We start from the raw sequence: 15170 nt of genomic DNA, 5'->3' as shown, positions 1-15170 counted from the left end.
ACTCTAGGATCTTGGTGACCACGCCGGCGCCCACGGTCCGCCCACCCTCCCGAATGGCGAACCGCAACCCCTCCTCCAACGCCACCGGCTTGATCAGCTCCACCGTAAACGTCACATTGTCCCCAGGCATCACCATCTCCACCCCAGCCGGCAGCTGCACCACCCCCGTCACATCCGTCGTCCGAAAGTAAAACTGCGGACGGTACCCAGAAAAAAACCCCGTGTGCCTACCCCCCTCCTCCTTCCTCAACACATACACCGACGCCTCAAACTTCGTGTGCGGCGTAATGCTCCCAGGCTTCGCCAGCACCTGCCCCCGCTCCACCTCCTCCCGGCTTACACCCCGCAGCAACAAACCTACGTTGTCCCCAGCTATCCCCTCCTGCAGCGTCTTACGGTGCATCTCCACACCCGTCACCACCGTCCGCCGCGTCTCAGCAGCCAAACCCACAATCTCCACCTCGTCCCCAACCTTCACCTTCCCACGCTCAATCCGCCCCGTCGCCACCGTACCACGCCCAGTAATGCTGAACACGTCCTCCACAGGCATCAAAAAAGGCTTGTCCACATCCCGCACCGGCGTGGGTATGTACTCGTCAATCGCATCCAACAGCTCCCAAATCCTATCCACCCACTCGTTCTCCCCACGCCGCGTCTTCGGATTCCGGTGCATCTGCTCCAACGCCAACAACGCGCTCCCCCGAATCACCGGAACCTCGTCCCCAGGAAATTCGTACTGGTTCAAAAGATCCCGCACCTCCATCTCCACCAAATCCAAAAGCTCCGGATCGTCCACCATGTCCACCTTGTTCATAAACACCACAATGTACGGCACCCCCACCTGGCGCGCCAGCAAAATGTGCTCCCGCGTCTGCGGCATCGGCCCGTCCGCCGCCGACACCACCAAAATCGCCCCGTCCATCTGCGCCGCACCCGTAATCATGTTCTTGATGTAGTCCGCGTGCCCAGGACAATCCACGTGCGAATAGTGCCGCTTCGCCGTCTCGTACTCCACATGCGCCGTGTTGATCGTAATCCCCCGCGCACGCTCCTCCGGCGCCTTGTCTATATCCCCGTAGTCCTTCACCTCCACATTCGGGTTCTCCGCCGCCGTAACAAACGTCAACGCCGCAGTCAACGTCGTCTTCCCGTGGTCCACGTGCCCAATCGTCCCCACGTTCACGTGAGGCTTCGTACGGATAAACTCGCCCTTGGCCATCTTCGCTCTCCTTTCCGCATGTGGGGCAGGCCCAAAGGCCCACCCCCAAGCATTCCTACTGACCCTTAATGAGCTTCTCCTGGATTTGCTTAGGAACTTCCTGGTAGTGATCGAAGAACATGACGAAGGAGCCCCTACCCTGCGTCTTGGAACGGAGGTCCGTAGCGTAACCGAACATCTCCGCCAAGGGCACATAGGCCCGGATCACCTGGGCATTCCCCCGAGGCTCCATGCCCAGGATCTGGCCCCGGCGGGCGTTAAGGTCGCCAATGACGTCGCCCATGTACTCCTCGGGGGTGGTAACCTCCACCCGCATGATGGGCTCGAGGATCACAGGATCCCCCTTCTGCACCGCCTCCTTGATGGCCATAGAGCCCGCGATCTTAAAGGCCATCTCGCTGGAGTCCACCTCGTGGTAGGAACCGTCGTAGAGGGTAACCTTCACGTCCACCACGGGGAAACCGATCAAGGGACCCGACTGCATGGCCTCCTCGATGCCCTTCTGCACCGCAGGGATGTACTCCTTGGGGATCACCCCACCCACGATGGCGTTGACAAACTCAAAGCCTGACCCACGAGGCAGGGGCTCGGCCTTGATCTTCACGTGGCCGTACTGGCCACGGCCACCGGTTTGGCGAATGAACTTGCCTTCCACGTCCACCGGGCGGGTGATGGTCTCGCGGTAGGCCACCTGGGGCTTGCCCACGTTGGCCTCCACCTTGAACTCCCGCCTCAGGCGGTCCACGATGATCTCCAGGTGGAGCTCTCCCATCCCACTGATGATGGTTTGGCCGGTCTCGGGGTGGGTGGAAACGCGGAAGGTGGGGTCCTCCTCCGCCAAGCGGGCCAGGGCCTGGGAGAGCTTGTCCTGATCTGCCTTGGTCTTGGGCTCGATGGCCACGTCGATGACGGGCTCAGGCACCTCAATGGACTCCAGGACAATGCGCGGAGCATCCTCACCCACCAGGGTGTCCCCGGTGATGGTCTCCTTAAGGCCCACCACCGCCCCCAGATCCCCGGCCCTAAGCTCTTCCACCTCCTCCCGATGGTTGGCGTGCATCCTGAGAAGCCGGGCTACCCGCTCCTTCCGGCCCTTGGTGGTGTTGTACACGTAGGAGCCAGAGGTGATGGTGCCAGAGTAGACCCGGATGAAGGTGAGGCGGCCCACGTAGGGGTCGGCCATGATCTTGAAGGCCAAAGCCGCCAAGGGGCCATTGGGGTCGGGGTAGATCTCCACCTCATCCCCCTCGGGCGTGGTGCCCCTGATGGGGGGAATGTCCAAGGGGGAAGGCAAGTAATCCACCACCGCATCCAGGAGAAGCTGGACCCCCTTGTTCTTCAAGGCGGACCCCAGGAACACGGGGGTGATCTGGATGTCGATGGTGCCCTTGCGGATGGCCGCCACCAGCTCCTCCTCGGTGGGCTCCTCGCCCTCGAGGTACTTGAGCATCACATTCTCATCGAAGTCGGCGGCCACCTCGATGAGCTTCTCATGGTACTCCCGGGCCTGGGGCAGGTATTCCTCGGGGATGGGAATCTCGCGAATGTCGGTACCCAGGTCGTTGCCGTAGGTGTAGGCCTTCATTCGAAGGACATCGATGATCCCCGAGAAGGTATCCTCCCGGCCAATGGGAAGCTGCATCACCACCGGCCTGGCCCCCAGGCGCTCCTGCATGGTGCGGATTACCAACCAGAGGTCGGCCCCCGTTTTGTCCATCTTGTTGGCGAAGGCGATGCGGGGAACCCTGTACTTCTCCGCCTGGCGCCAGACGGTCTCCGACTGGGGCTCCACCCCCTGGCTGGAGTCGAAGACCACGATAGCCCCATCCAACACCCGCATGGAGCGCTCCACCTCGATGGTGAAGTCCACGTGGCCCGGGGTATCGATGATGTTGATGCGGTGGTCCTTCCAGAAGCAGGTGGTCACGGCAGCGGTAATGGTGATGCCCCGCTCCCGCTCCTGCTCCATGAAATCCATGGTGGCCGCACCCTCGTGGACCTCACCGATCTTGTGGATCTTGCCGGTGTAGAAAAGGATGCGCTCGGTGGTGGTGGTCTTACCGGCATCGATATGGGCGGCGATGCCGATGTTGCGGAGCCTCTTTAAGTCGTACTCTACCTTGACCGCCATGGCTTACCACCGGTAGTGGGCGTAGGCGCGGTTGGCCTCGGCCATGCGCTCCACGTCCTCCTTCTTCTTAACCGCTCCGCCCTTGCCCTCGGCCGCATCCATGAGTTCATGGGCGATGCGCACGGCAGCCCCCCGCTCGGGACGGGCATTGGCCGCCTGGACCAGCCAACGCAGGGCCAAGGATTGCTGCCTCCTGGGGGAGACCTCCATGGGCACCTGGTAGTTGGCCCCACCCACGCGGCGAGAACGCACCTCCATCTTCGGCTTTACGTTCTCCACCGCTTGCTTGAAGATCTTCAAAGGTTCCTGCCCAGTCTTCTCCTGGATAATGCGGCAGGCCTCGTAGAAGATGCGGGCAGCCAGGTTCTTCTTGCCATCCCGCATGATCTTGTTGATGAAGGCCGACACCACCACATCCCCGTAGACCAGGTCAGGCTGCAGTTGGCGTACCTCTGCTCTTCTTCTCCGCGCCATAGTTCACCTACTTCTTCTTGGCCGGGGCCGCGCCCTTGGTCTCCTTGGGCTTCTTGGTTCCGTACTTGGAGCGGCTCTTCTTGCGGTCCTTCACACCCTGGGCGTCGTAAACCCCACGCACGATGTGGTAACGCACACCCGGCAGGTCCTTAACACGACCACCCCGGACGAGGACCACAGAGTGCTCCTGCAGGTTATGCCCCTCGCCAGGAATGTAGGCGGTCACCTCGTACCCGGAGGTAAGGCGCACCTTGGCCACCTTACGCAAGGCGGAGTTAGGCTTCTTGGGGGTCACGGTGCGCACCACGGTGCACACCCCCCGGCGGAAGGGCGCTCCCTTCAAGGCCGGAACCTTGCTCTTCTTCTGGACCTTCTCGCGGCCCTTTCTGACTAGCTGGTTGATCGTCGGCAGTGCCACCACTCCCTTCTTCTTGGACTTGCCCCCGTGTTCTCAAGATCCACCCAGGGGAAAACCCTCCCCCTGGCGTTCGCCCACACAGGGCAGCACCCTCAGGGCCAGGGGGCTGGCCCTGAGGGCCCTCAACTTGACTAGTGTACAGGGCAAGAGGCGTTTTGGCAAGCGAGGCAAAGCAAAACCCCGCCAGCCGGCGGGGCGGAAAGGGATGAACTTGGCCTGGAGCCGGTGGCCGGATTCGAACCGGCGGCCTACCGCTTACGAGGCGGTTGCTCTACCGCTGAGCTACACCGGCCCGCCCTAAAGAGTCTAGGGCAGGAGGCCCTTCTTGGCAACTACCTTAGGACTACGCCGGGCTGGACTCCGAGGGCGCGGAACAGGGGAAGAAGGGCGGAAAGGAAGGTGGCGAAAAGGCTCGCGGCGCTCACCAGAAGGAAGTCGGAAAGGCGCATCTCCACGGGCAGGTGGGTGAGGAAGTAAAGCTCCCCGGGAAGGTTCACCGGGCGAAGGGAAAGGTAGAGGCAAAGAAGATACCCCAAGAGATTGCCCAGAAGAACCCCCCCAATCCCCAGAAAAACCCCTTCCAGGGCGAAGACCATTCCCACAGTGAGCCTCGAGGCTCCCATGGCCCGAAGCAGGGCGATCTCCGGGGTCTTCTCCACCACCTTAAGCACCAGAAGGTTGGCCACCCCCAAGGCGGCCACCGCCACAATCAGGAAGATCAGGATGCCCAGGACCCGCTTCTGCAGGGAAAGCTGCTCCAAAAGGGTGCGCTGGGTATCCTGCCAGGCCTGGGGAAAAAAGCGAGTGCCCGCAAGGACCACCCCTATCTCCTTGGCCCGCCAGGGGTCCTTAAGGCGCACCTGGTACCCCTGGGCCCGTATGCCGGAAAGCCTCTCCACCGTTTTCAGATCCACAAAGGCATAGGCGGAGTCCAAGAGGTAGTTTCCCGTGCGAAACGCCCCCAAGACCCTTAGCTCCACCCGCTCCTGGGTGGCGGACATGGCGTAGAGCCTATCCCCCACAAAGGCTCCCAGGGACTGTTGCAGGGCCGAGCCCAGGTAAATGCCCCCGGGTTCCAACCTTAGCCCGAGATCGGGATAGAGGGCCTCACCTCCCACGCCCAAGCCCACCAGGGTGGCGAAGTCCACCCCAGGACCCCTGGCGCCCTCCGCCGGACGGGTTAAAAGCGCCTTGGTGGCAGCGAAGGGTGCGTAGGCTTCCACCTCCGGATGTTCCCCTCTGGGAAAGGGAGGAAGCTCCTCGCTTAAGCTGAAGAGGACCAGGTGGGGATAGGCCTTCAAGGTGGCCCGCACCAGGCCGCTGACAAAGCCATTGGTGAGGGAAAGGGCGGCGAGGAGGACCGCCACCCCCACCCCTACCCCTAAAAGGGCCAGCCCCGTCTGCAGGGGTCTACGCCGAAGGTGGGCCAGGGCCAGGAAGAGGGCAAAGCGCACGCCCTAAGAATAAGGAAACCCAGGACCCTTAGCGCCTGGGATATTCCACCACCTCCAGCTCCACGATCCTGCGGCCAAAACGCAGGGCCGTGGCCCGGTCGGGAAGCCAGACGTCCACCTTCCCCCGCATCCTAGGGTGCATCACGTCGGCCACCACGAAGATACGCTCCCGGAAAAGGTAGTCAAACTGCCCCCGGCCCCGGCCGTACACGGAACCCAGGTCCCTAAGGCGCACCTTGGTGCCGTAGGGCAAAACCTTGAGGAGGTCCGGGCTCACCGCCAGAACCCCCAGGCGAGCACGCATGCCGGTGGCGGTGACAAAGGGAGTGGAGTCGGTTTCCCGCACGCTGGAGGTGTAGGCGGTGGCCTCGAGGACCATGGTCTTCTGGCCCGCCATCTGGGCCCAGGCCCCGGCAACGGCCAGGGCAGAGAAGAGCAAGATCAGCAAACCCCGCATAGCGCCCTTGAGTATGCGGGTCAATCCTGGAGCTTCCTGAGAAGGATGAGGGGGTAGCCTCATCCTGGCTACCCCCCAAGCCTATTAGAACGTTTACAAAAACTCAGATTTCCCCACTCTAAGGGACGCTCTGGCAAGAAGAAGCATGAGAAAATGCTTAGCTCCCTTTAGTCCTCCCTCAGTTATCCCTCAAGGGCTTAGGGACAGGGGTTAGAGGAGATCTCCAGGCTGTACCGCCCGCTATTCTCCTCGTCAAACCCGGCCCGGGCCAGACCCCGGTCACGCACCACGAGAAGGGTGGCTGGGCTGATCTGGGCGCAATTCATCACGGGATCCAAGGTCAGGGGGTTGGGGTCTGCGGGGGAAAGGTAGAGGCGGGCCACCAGGTCCAAGGGACCGGAGTAGGTAAGGCGCAGGTACCCCGTGGCCGAGGCCACGTCATAGCGGTCAAACTCGCCCACGAACTCTATGGCCCCCTGCTTGGTCCCGGTGGTGAAGGCTTCCCCGTTTCCTGCAGGGTTGGGGGTAAAGGCGTCGGCGTACAGGGTCACCTGGTCCTCGCTTAAGGCGTAGTTTTCCACCCTTAGGTAAAAGACCTGGCCTTCCTGGCCCTTAAAGTTCAGGCGGTACCCGAGGTCGGTGGTGATCTGGGGCCGTAAGGAAAGGGGCGCAAGCTCCTGCCTGGCGGCAAACCAGTTCCGGGCCACGCTCACCGCCTGCACCACCCCCTGTTGGTCCAAAAGCACCAGGCGAAGCCGGGCCCTTAGTCGGAGATCGGCGGAAACCGCACTTACCCGCACCGCCCCATCCTGAGGAAGAACGATACGGTACACCCTCACCCCGGGGCGGAGCTCCCCACCGCTTTCCTGGGCAGGGGGAAGTTGGGCAATGGCATACCCTCCTACGGGCAGGTCCCCGCTCACCGGTGGAGCGCCTTGCAGGTTACAGGCCGTAAGCACCAAGGCCACAAGGCCGGCAAGAAAACCCCTGGCTATTCCTGGCCTATCCCACCACATAAATCCCCCTTCTCCTTAAGGATACCTAGGGAAAGGGGGAAGGAGCTTAAGCTTTCTTTAGGCTACTCCAAAACCCCCAGGTAGGCGTAGAGCTCGGGCCCGCCGGGAAGGATCTCCACCACGAGCCCCGGGAACTTCCTGGCCACTTCCTCGGCCTTTTCCTTGGGGGTGTTGGGGCCCAGGAAAAGGGTGAGGATCTCCTTGTCTTCTCCGGCCAGGCGGATAAGGCCCTCCAGCACCTCCTCGGGGGTTTCCCCCATGAGGACCAGCCTGCCATCCAGAAGCCCGATGGGCTTATCCTTCAGGACCTTGACCCCATCCACCTCGGCGTCCCGGCTGGCCCAGGTGACCTCGAGGGTCACCGCCCCCTTCAGGGCCTCCTCCATCTCCGGAAGAAGCTCCTCCGCTTCCACCTCGGGAAAGTAGCGCACGGCCGCCGCCAGGCCCTGGCCCAGGGTGCGGGTTTTGAGCACGTACACCTCTTTGCCCTGGGCTTTGGCCAGCTCCGCCGCCTTCTCCGCCGCCAGGAAGACGTTGGGGTTGTTGGGGAGGAGGATCACCTTGGGGCTCGCCACGCTCCTGATGGCGGAAAGCAGGTCCTCCACGCTGGGGTTTTGCGTCTGCCCTCCCGCCACCACCCGGGCCCCCAGGCTGCGGAAGACCCGGGTAGGGCCATGCCCCAGAGCCACCGCTACCAGGCCCGTGGGAGGAGGGGCCCCCTCCCCTGCCCCCACCATGGCCAGGATCTCCGTGTGCTGCTCGGCCATGTCCTCCACCTTGGTACGCACCATGCGACCGAAGCGGGCCACGGTGGCCAGGAGGCCATCGGGGTCATCGGTGTGGATATGCCCCTTCACATACCCCTCAGCCCCCACCACCAGCAAGGAGTCCCCAAAAGGCGCTACCGCCTCCCGGATCCGCTCAATGGGCACCTCCACCCCCTCCATGAGGAACTCTGTGCAATAGCCAAACTCCTCGGTGGCGAAGGCGGTCTGGGCGTAGCGCTCCACCTTAGGGGGCTCGGGCAGGGGAAGCCTAAGGAGGTATCCCCGGATACCTTCCAAAAAGCGCACGTACCCCGCACCCCCAGCGTCCACCACTCCCGCCTGCTTCAGCACGGGAAGGAGATCCGGAGTCCTCTCCAGGGCCTTTTGGGCTGCGCCAAGGGCATTTTCCAGGATCTCCTCGAGGGTCTCCCCTTGGGCTCCCTCCCCAGCAGCCCGGGCCACGGTGAGGATGGTGCCCTCCACTGGCTTCATCACCGCCCTGTATCCGGTTTCCGCCCCCAGGCGCAGGGCCTCGGCCAGGGCGGAGGCATCCAGCACCTCCTTCTTGCGAAGGGCCTCGCTGAACCCCTTCAGGATCTGGGAAAGGATCACCCCGCTGTTCCCCCGGGCCCCCAAAAGGCTCCCGTAGGCGATGGCCCGGGCTACCTCGGGCATCTTGGAGGTGTCAGCCAGATCCAGCTCCCGCCGAGCGGACTGGAGGGTGAGGTTCATGTTGGTGCCCGTGTCCCCATCGGGGACAGGGTAGACGTTGAGGGCGTTGATCTCCTCCACGAACACGGAAAACCAGTCCGTGGCGTAGCGGAAGGCCTCGGCCACCTCCCCAGGGCCAAGGCTAGCCACGCCCCACCCCCACCACGTGCACCCGCACCTGGGAAAGCTCCACCCCGGCAAGCTTCTTGGCAACGAAGGCCACCCGCTCCGCCAGGGACTCCACCACCGTGGGGATACGGGTATCTACCGCCACCACCACGTAGAAGTCCACGGCGTACTTGCCAGGGCCGGCCGGGTCCTGACGCACCACCACGCCCTCGCTGGCTTCTTGCCGCCCCAGAATGCGCACCACCTGATCCTTTAGCCCCGCCGGGGCCATCCCCACCACCCCCGGCACCTCATGGGCTGCCAGGGCCAGCAAGGAGGCTAAGGCCCCTTCGGTTACCGTCACCCGTCCTTGCATCCTACCTCCTTAGGGCTTCCTCCGGGGGAGTATAGGGCAGGCCGAAGGCCTCCGCCACCCCGGGATGGGTGAGGAGTCCCTTGTAGGTGTTCAAACCCTTAAGAAGAGCGCTATCCTCCAGGAGGGCTTGAAGGCCCTTTTCCGCCAGCTTCAGCACGTAGGGGAGGGTCTGGTTGGTAAGGGCGAAGGTGCTGGTCCTGGGCACCGCTCCCGGCATGTTGGCCACACCGTAGTGCACCACTCCCTCCACCACATAGGTGGGCTCCGCGTGGGTGGTGGGGCGGATGGTCTCCACACACCCCCCCTGGTCCACGGCCACATCCACGATCACCGAGCCCTCCTTCATGAGGGGAAGCATATCCCGGGTGACCAGCTTGGGGGCCTTGGCCCCCGGCACCAAGACCGCCCCGATGAGGAGATCGGCGTGCTGGATGCTCTTCTTGATGTTGGCCTCGGTGGCGGTGAGGGTGACCACCCGGCCCCCGAAGATATCGTCCAGGTACTGAAGGCGCCTGTGGTTCACATCCAGGATGGTCACCTGGGCCCCCATACCCAAGGCGATCTTGGCGGCGTTGGTGCCCACGGTGCCACCCCCCAGGATGACCACGCTGGCCGGGGCCACCCCGGGAACCCCGCCCAAAAGCACCCCCCGCCCCCCGTAGGGCTTCTCCAGGAACTGGGCCCCCACCTGGGGGGCCATGCGCCCCGCCACCTCGCTCATGGGAACCAATAGGGGTAGGGAGCCATCAGGAAGCTGCACGGTCTCGTAGGCTATCCCCGTGACCCCGCTTCGCAGCATGGCCTCGGTGAGAGCACGATCAGCGGCCAGGTGCAAATAGGTAAAGAGGATAAGCCCGGGGCGCAAAAAGGGATACTCCTCGGGGAGGGGCTCCTTCACCTTCACCACCATCTCCGCTCCCCAGGCCTCTTCCCGGCTCACCAGCTCAGCCCCCGCCCGCTCGTACTCGGCATCGGATAGGCCGGAACCCACACCCGCTCCCCGCTCCACCAGAACGGTATGCCCCCGCTTGACCAGGCTTTCCACCCCACCCGGGGTCATGGCCACGCGGTTTTCCAGGGTCTTGATCTCCTTGGGTACGCCGATCACCATACTACGCCTCCTTGACAAAGACACGCCTTATCTTGAGCTTGAAGCCATCGCCTTCAGCGATGGCCAGAAGCCTTCTTCGGGAATCCACCAAGGCCACATAACCCAAGGCAGGGATGGGCAAGGGGATCCCCTCCAGAACGCGCCGAGCCTCGGTGTGGGATAGCTCCACCACCGGAAAGGGCAGGATATCGGTCTCAGGGATGGCCTTTTCCGGGGAGAGTTCAGAAAGCTTCACCGCCCGCTCCAGCCCCACCTTGCCGATGCGGGTGCGCACCAGCCCGGAAAGGAAAGCCTTGGTCTTGAGCTTTTCCCCCAGGTCCCGGGCAAAGGCCCGCACATAGGTGCCAGGGCCCACCACCAGGCGGATCACCGCCGTGGGGTAGGGCCCCAAGGGCTTAGGAAGCTCCACCTTGCGCCCCCCCTTTTCCACAAGCCGCCAGCCCTTGGCCGAAGGAGCGATGGGATGGGGTATGGGCTCGGGGTCCAAGGCCAGGAGTTCCACCTCCAGGTACTTTACCGGCCTCGGGCCAAGCTCCAAGGGCTTCCCTTCCCGAGCGGCCTCGTAGGCCCTTTTTCCTCCCACCTTAATGGCGGAGTAGAGGGGAGGCACCTGCTCCTTGAGCCTCAAAAAGGAAGGGAGAACGCTTTCTAAGTCCTTACGGTCAAAGCGCACCGGCGCTTCCTCGCTCACCGGTCCCTCCGCATCCAAGGTAGGGGTGGTGGCCCCGAAGGAAACCCAGGCGATGTACTCCTTGTCCTCCCCTGAGAGGAAGGGAACCAGCTTGGTGCTCTCGTCGGAAACCAAAAGGAGAAGGCCCGTGGCCAGGGGATCCAGGGTTCCGGTATGCCCCACCCGGCGGGTACCAAGCAGGCGCCTCGCCTCCTCCACCGCATCATGGGAGGTGAGGTGGAGGGGCTTGTCCACCGCATAGAGGGCCATGCCTAGGGGATTGTATCACCACCCGGCAGGGGAAAGAATGGAGGCATGGACCTAGAAGGCCGTTACCCCAGCCTTTCCTTCACCTGGCCCCGGCCCGGGGTGCTGGAAATCACCCTGCGGGGGGGAAAACTCAACGCCTTGGGCCCCGAAGCCCACCGGGACCTGGCCCGCATCTGGCGGGACTTAGGGGAGCTCGAGGACGTGAAGGCCGTTCTTTTGAGGGGCGAGGGTGGGGTCTTCTCCGCCGGGGGTTCCTTCGCCCTTATTGAGGAGATGCGCTCCTCCCACCAAACCTTGATGCGGGTCTTTTGGGAAGCGAGGGAGCTGGTGCTCGGGCCCATGGACTTCCCCAGGCCGGTGGTGGCCGCGGTGGAGGGGGTGGCGGTGGGAGCGGGGCTGGCCTTGGCCCTGGCCAGCGACGTGGTGGTGGTGGGCAAGAAGGCCAGGCTTCTGGACGGTCACCTTAGGCTTGGGGTGGCAGCCGGGGACCATGCGGTCCTCCTGTGGCCCCTCCTGGTGGGCATGGCCAAGGCCAAGTACCACCTTCTCCTCAATGAACCCCTCACCGGGGAAGAAGCGGAGCGGCTGGGCCTGGTGGCCCTGGCCGTGGAGGATGAAAAGGTGTACGAAAAGGCCCTCGAGGTGGCCACGCGCCTGGCCGAAGGCCCCAAGGAGGCCCTAAGCCTCACCAAACACGCCCTGAACAACTGGTTCCGCACCTTCGTGCCCCACTTTGAGGTGTCCTTGGCCCTGGAGTTTTTGGGGTTCCAGGGAGAAGCATTGGAAGAAGGGCTACGGGCGCTTAAGGAAAAGCGCAAACCCCAGTTCTAGCATGGAGAAACCCCTGCGCCTCCAGGCCTTCCTGGCCCGCGCCGGCATGGGAAGCCGCAGGAAGGCGGAGGAGCTTATCCGCCAAGGCCGGGTGCGGGTGAACGGTAGGGTGGCCGTCTTGGGGCAAAAGGTGAACCCGGGGGACGTGGTGGAGGTGGACGGGAAACCGGTGGAACCCCCCCGGGAAAGGATCGTCCTGGCCCTCCACAAGCCCAAGGGCTACACCACCACCCGCCATGACCCCTACGCCCAAAAGACGGTCTTTGACCTTCTGCCCAATATCCCGGGCCTCCATCCCATAGGCCGCCTGGACCGGGACTCGGAGGGGCTCCTCCTCCTCACCAACGACGGCCACCTGACCCTCCGCCTCACCCACCCCCGTTACGGGGTCAGGAAGGTCTACCGGGTCTACACGGAAAGGGGCACCCTGCCCTGGGCCATTTGTCAGCGGCTTTTAGAGGGAGTGGACCTCGAGGATGGCCCTGCCCGAGCCCTGGCCTGCCGGCCGGCTCCCGGGGGTGCCCTCCTCACCCTGGCGGAAGGCCGGAAGCGGGAGGTGCGAAGGATGTTGAAGGCCGTGGGCTACCCGGTGAAGAGGCTCATCAGGCTCCAGGTGGGACCCATCCGCCTGGGCAACCTACCCCCGGGAAAGTGGCGGCAACTTTCGCCAAGGGAGGTGGAAGCCCTTTTACGGGAAACCCCAGTAGAATAAGGGCCATGTTCACTGCGGGGAACGGACCCGTGCAAATCCCAGCCGAGGCCATAGAGAAGCGGGTAAAAGAGCTGGGAGCCCAGATCGCCCAGGACTACCAGGGAAAAACCCCCCACCTCATCTGCGTGCTGAACGGAGCCTTCATCTTCATGGCCGACTTGGTCAGGGCTATCCCCTTGCCCCTGACCCTGGACTTCATCTCCATCAGCTCCTACGGGAACGCCTACCGCACAAGCGGCGAGGTGGAGCTTTTGAAGGACCTCCGCCTGCCCATCCACGGCCGGGATGTCATCGTGGTGGAGGACATCGTGGACACCGGGCTCACCCTCTCCTACCTCCTGGATTACCTCGAGGCCCGCAAACCTGCCTCGGTGCGGGTGGCCGCCCTCCTCTCCAAGCCCAGCCGGCGCCAGGTGGAGGTGCCCATCCACTACCTGGGGTTCGAGATCGAGGACGCCTACGTCTACGGCTACGGCCTGGACCGGGCCCAGTTTGACCGCAACCTGCCCTTCATCACTTCCATCCGCCCGGAGGAAGAATGAAGTACCTGGACCTGATCGCCGTTCTCTTCGCCGCCGTGCTTTTGGTTTCCAACGTGGCCTCCACCAAGCTGGTGGTGTTGGGGCCCCTTACCTTTGACGGCGGTACCCTGCTTTTCCCCTTGGCTTACATCTTCGGGGATGTGCTCACCGAGGTCTACGGCTATAGGCGTAGCCGCCGGGTGATTTGGCTCGGCTTTTTTGCCCTCCTCCTGGCCACCCTCACCTTCCAGGGGGTAGCCGCCCTCCCCGCCCCCAAGGATGAGGAAAGCCAGCGCTTCGCTCAGGCCTTCGGCCTCCTCCTGGGCCTTACCCCCAGGATCGTCCTGGGCAGCCTCCTGGCCTACTTCGTGGGGGAGTTCGCCAACGCCTACGTCCTGGCCAAGCTTAAGGTGAAGACGGAAGGACGCTTTTTCTGGCTTAGGGCCCTCACCTCCACCCTGGTGGGCCAAGGGTTGGACACGGGCATCTTCCTCCTGGTGGCCTTCTACGGGGTCTTCCCCAAAGAGGTGCTTTGGGCGGTCTTCCTCTCCAACTACGTGTTCAAGGTGGGGGTGGAGGCCCTCATGCTTCCCATCACCTACGGGGTGGTGGGCTTCCTTAAGCGGGTGGAAGGGCTTGACGTCTACGACCGGGACACGGACTTCAATCCCTTCCGCTTGGCGTAAGCTTTAAGGGGATGCCGGGAGTCGCCATCATAGGAGCCCAGTGGGGGGACGAGGGCAAGGGTAAGGTGGTGGATGCCCTCGCTCAGGAAGCCGATTACGTGATCCGCTACCAAGGCGGGGCCAACGCTGGCCACACGGTGGTGGCGGAGGGGCGGGTCTTCAAGCTGAACCTTCTGCCCTCGGGGGTCATCCATCCCCATGCGGTGAACATCCTGGGGGACGGGATGGTCATAGATCCCTTCCGCTTCCAGGAGGAGCTTGCGGCCCTGAGAAAGGAGGGGTTCAATCCCCAGGTGCTGGTTTCGGAACGGGCCCATCTGGTCCTTCCCCACCACAAGCACGTGGAAAGCCGCCATAACTTCGTGGGCACCACCGGCCGGGGCATCGGCCCCGCCTACTCCGACCGGGCCAGGAGGGTGGGGATCCGGGCTGGGGACCTCCTAAAGGAGGAGGTGTTAAGGGAACGGGTGCGCCGCCTCCTTTTGGAAAAACCCAACTCCACCCGGGAAGCGGGCTGGGACACGGAGGAAAAGGCCCTTGCCGACCTCTATCGGATGCGGGAGATCTTGGCCCCCTTTGTGGCGGACACCGGAAGCCTCTTGCGGGAGGCCCTGAAGCGGGGCAAGCGGCTTCTCTTTGAGGGGGCCCAGGCCACCCTTTTGGACCTCAACTACGGCACCTACCCCTATGTGACCAGCTCCCACCCCACGGTGGGAGGCATCCTGGTGGGCACAGGGCTAAACCACAAGGCCATCACCAAGGTGTACGGGGTGGCCAAGGCCTACGCCACCCGGGTAGGGGAGGGTCCTTTCCCCACGGAGCTCCAGGGGGAGCTGGCCCATTATTTAAGGGAAAGGGGCGGAGAGTACGGCACCACCACGGGCAGGCCCAGGCGGGTAGGCTGGCTCGACCTGGTGGCCCTCAAGTACGCCTGTGAGGTGAACGGCTTTGACGGCCTGGCCATCACCAAGCTGGACGTGCTCTCCGGGTTGGACAGGGTCAAGGTGGCGGTGGAATACCTGGATGGGGCCCGGCCCGGGGAGGCGAGCCCCGAGGCCGTGCGCTACCTGGACCTCGAGGGCTGGGGGGACCTTTCCGGGGTGCGAAGCCGGGAGGACCTTCCCCCATCCTTAAGGCGCTACCTGGAGCTCATCGAGGAGTACACCGGGGTACCCGTGGTCCTCTTTTCCACAAGCCCAAGACGGGAGGACACCTTCGGGGCGGTGAGCTGGGTGTGA

Annotated in this window: 16 protein-coding genes and 1 tRNA gene; 5 read left to right on the top strand and 12 right to left on the bottom strand. The window is 63.7% G+C overall.

Annotated features, from left to right (window positions below):
* The 12 genes from tuf to truB all read right to left on the bottom strand — a co-directional run.
* Positions 1–1219, bottom strand: a 1219-nt coding sequence (gene tuf / locus G584_RS0110040; protein ID WP_028493568.1) for an elongation factor Tu, incomplete at its 3' end; no start/stop codon positions are given.
* A 55-nt stretch (positions 1220–1274) separates the two neighbouring features.
* Positions 1275–3350: an elongation factor G gene (gene fusA / locus G584_RS0110035; RefSeq protein ID WP_028494514.1), complete on the bottom strand. Its 2076-nt coding sequence runs from the start codon at positions 3348–3350 to the stop codon at positions 1275–1277.
* 3 nt (positions 3351–3353) lie between these two features.
* A complete protein-coding gene (gene rpsG / locus G584_RS0110030; RefSeq protein WP_028494513.1) occupies positions 3354–3824 on the bottom strand; it encodes a 30S ribosomal protein S7 in 471 nt (156 codons plus the stop codon).
* Positions 3825–3831: 7 nt separating this feature from the next.
* Positions 3832–4245: a 30S ribosomal protein S12 gene (rpsL, locus tag G584_RS0110025; protein ID WP_028494512.1), complete on the bottom strand. Its 414-nt coding sequence runs from the start codon at positions 4243–4245 to the stop codon at positions 3832–3834.
* Between the two features lie 214 nt (positions 4246–4459).
* Positions 4460–4534, bottom strand: a tRNA-Thr gene (locus tag G584_RS0110020).
* A gap of 40 nt (positions 4535–4574) precedes the next feature.
* A complete protein-coding gene (locus tag G584_RS0110015; RefSeq protein ID WP_028494511.1) occupies positions 4575–5696 on the bottom strand; it encodes an ABC transporter permease in 1122 nt (373 codons plus the stop codon).
* A gap of 28 nt (positions 5697–5724) precedes the next feature.
* Complete coding sequence (locus G584_RS0110010; protein ID WP_028494510.1) at positions 5725–6153, bottom strand: 3D domain-containing protein; 429 nt, start codon at positions 6151–6153, stop codon at positions 5725–5727.
* 197 nt (positions 6154–6350) lie between these two features.
* Entirely contained in the window at positions 6351–7169 is an 819-nt protein-coding gene (locus tag G584_RS0110005) for a hypothetical protein (protein ID WP_051209252.1), read from the bottom strand.
* A gap of 62 nt (positions 7170–7231) precedes the next feature.
* Positions 7232–8797, bottom strand: coding sequence for a DAK2 domain-containing protein (locus G584_RS0110000; protein ID WP_028494508.1), 1566 nt, complete (start codon positions 8795–8797; stop codon positions 7232–7234).
* Positions 8790–9131, bottom strand: a complete 342-nt coding sequence (locus G584_RS0109995; protein WP_028494507.1) for an Asp23/Gls24 family envelope stress response protein — start codon at positions 9129–9131, stop codon at positions 8790–8792. The genes G584_RS0110000 and G584_RS0109995 overlap by 8 nt, the downstream gene beginning before the upstream one ends.
* A gap of 1 nt (position 9132) precedes the next feature.
* A complete protein-coding gene (gene ald, locus G584_RS0109990) occupies positions 9133–10242 on the bottom strand; it encodes an alanine dehydrogenase (protein ID WP_028494506.1) in 1110 nt (369 codons plus the stop codon).
* 1 nt (position 10243) lies between these two features.
* Positions 10244–11182: a tRNA pseudouridine(55) synthase TruB gene (gene truB / locus G584_RS0109985; RefSeq protein WP_028494505.1), complete on the bottom strand. Its 939-nt coding sequence runs from the start codon at positions 11180–11182 to the stop codon at positions 10244–10246.
* A 45-nt stretch (positions 11183–11227) separates the two neighbouring features.
* Between truB and G584_RS0109980 the strand changes: the two genes are divergently transcribed.
* The 5 genes from G584_RS0109980 to G584_RS0109960 are packed head-to-tail and all read left to right on the top strand — an operon-like array spanning position 11228 to position 15170.
* The gene (locus G584_RS0109980) at positions 11228–12013 is read left to right on the top strand and encodes an enoyl-CoA hydratase/isomerase family protein (RefSeq protein WP_028494504.1); all 786 of its coding nucleotides are present in this window, start codon (positions 11228–11230) and stop codon (positions 12011–12013) included.
* A 1-nt stretch (position 12014) separates the two neighbouring features.
* The gene (locus G584_RS0109975) at positions 12015–12725 is read left to right on the top strand and encodes a pseudouridine synthase (protein WP_028494503.1); all 711 of its coding nucleotides are present in this window, start codon (positions 12015–12017) and stop codon (positions 12723–12725) included.
* A 5-nt stretch (positions 12726–12730) separates the two neighbouring features.
* Positions 12731–13267: a hypoxanthine phosphoribosyltransferase gene (hpt, locus tag G584_RS0109970; RefSeq protein WP_038051070.1), complete on the top strand. Its 537-nt coding sequence runs from the start codon at positions 12731–12733 to the stop codon at positions 13265–13267.
* Positions 13264–13932, top strand: a complete 669-nt coding sequence (locus G584_RS0109965) for a queuosine precursor transporter (protein ID WP_028494501.1) — start codon at positions 13264–13266, stop codon at positions 13930–13932. Before hpt ends, G584_RS0109965 begins: the two co-directional genes overlap by 4 nt.
* 11 nt (positions 13933–13943) lie before the next feature.
* Positions 13944–15170 (top strand): adenylosuccinate synthase, encoded by a 1227-nt coding sequence (locus G584_RS0109960; RefSeq protein WP_028494500.1) that lies wholly within the window; start codon positions 13944–13946, stop codon positions 15168–15170.

Origin of the sequence: Thermus antranikianii DSM 12462, from assembly GCF_000423905.1 — a bacterium.
Classification (GTDB): Bacteria; Deinococcota; Deinococci; order Deinococcales; family Thermaceae; genus Thermus; species Thermus antranikianii.
This window is presented reverse-complemented; position numbering and strand designations above follow the sequence as displayed.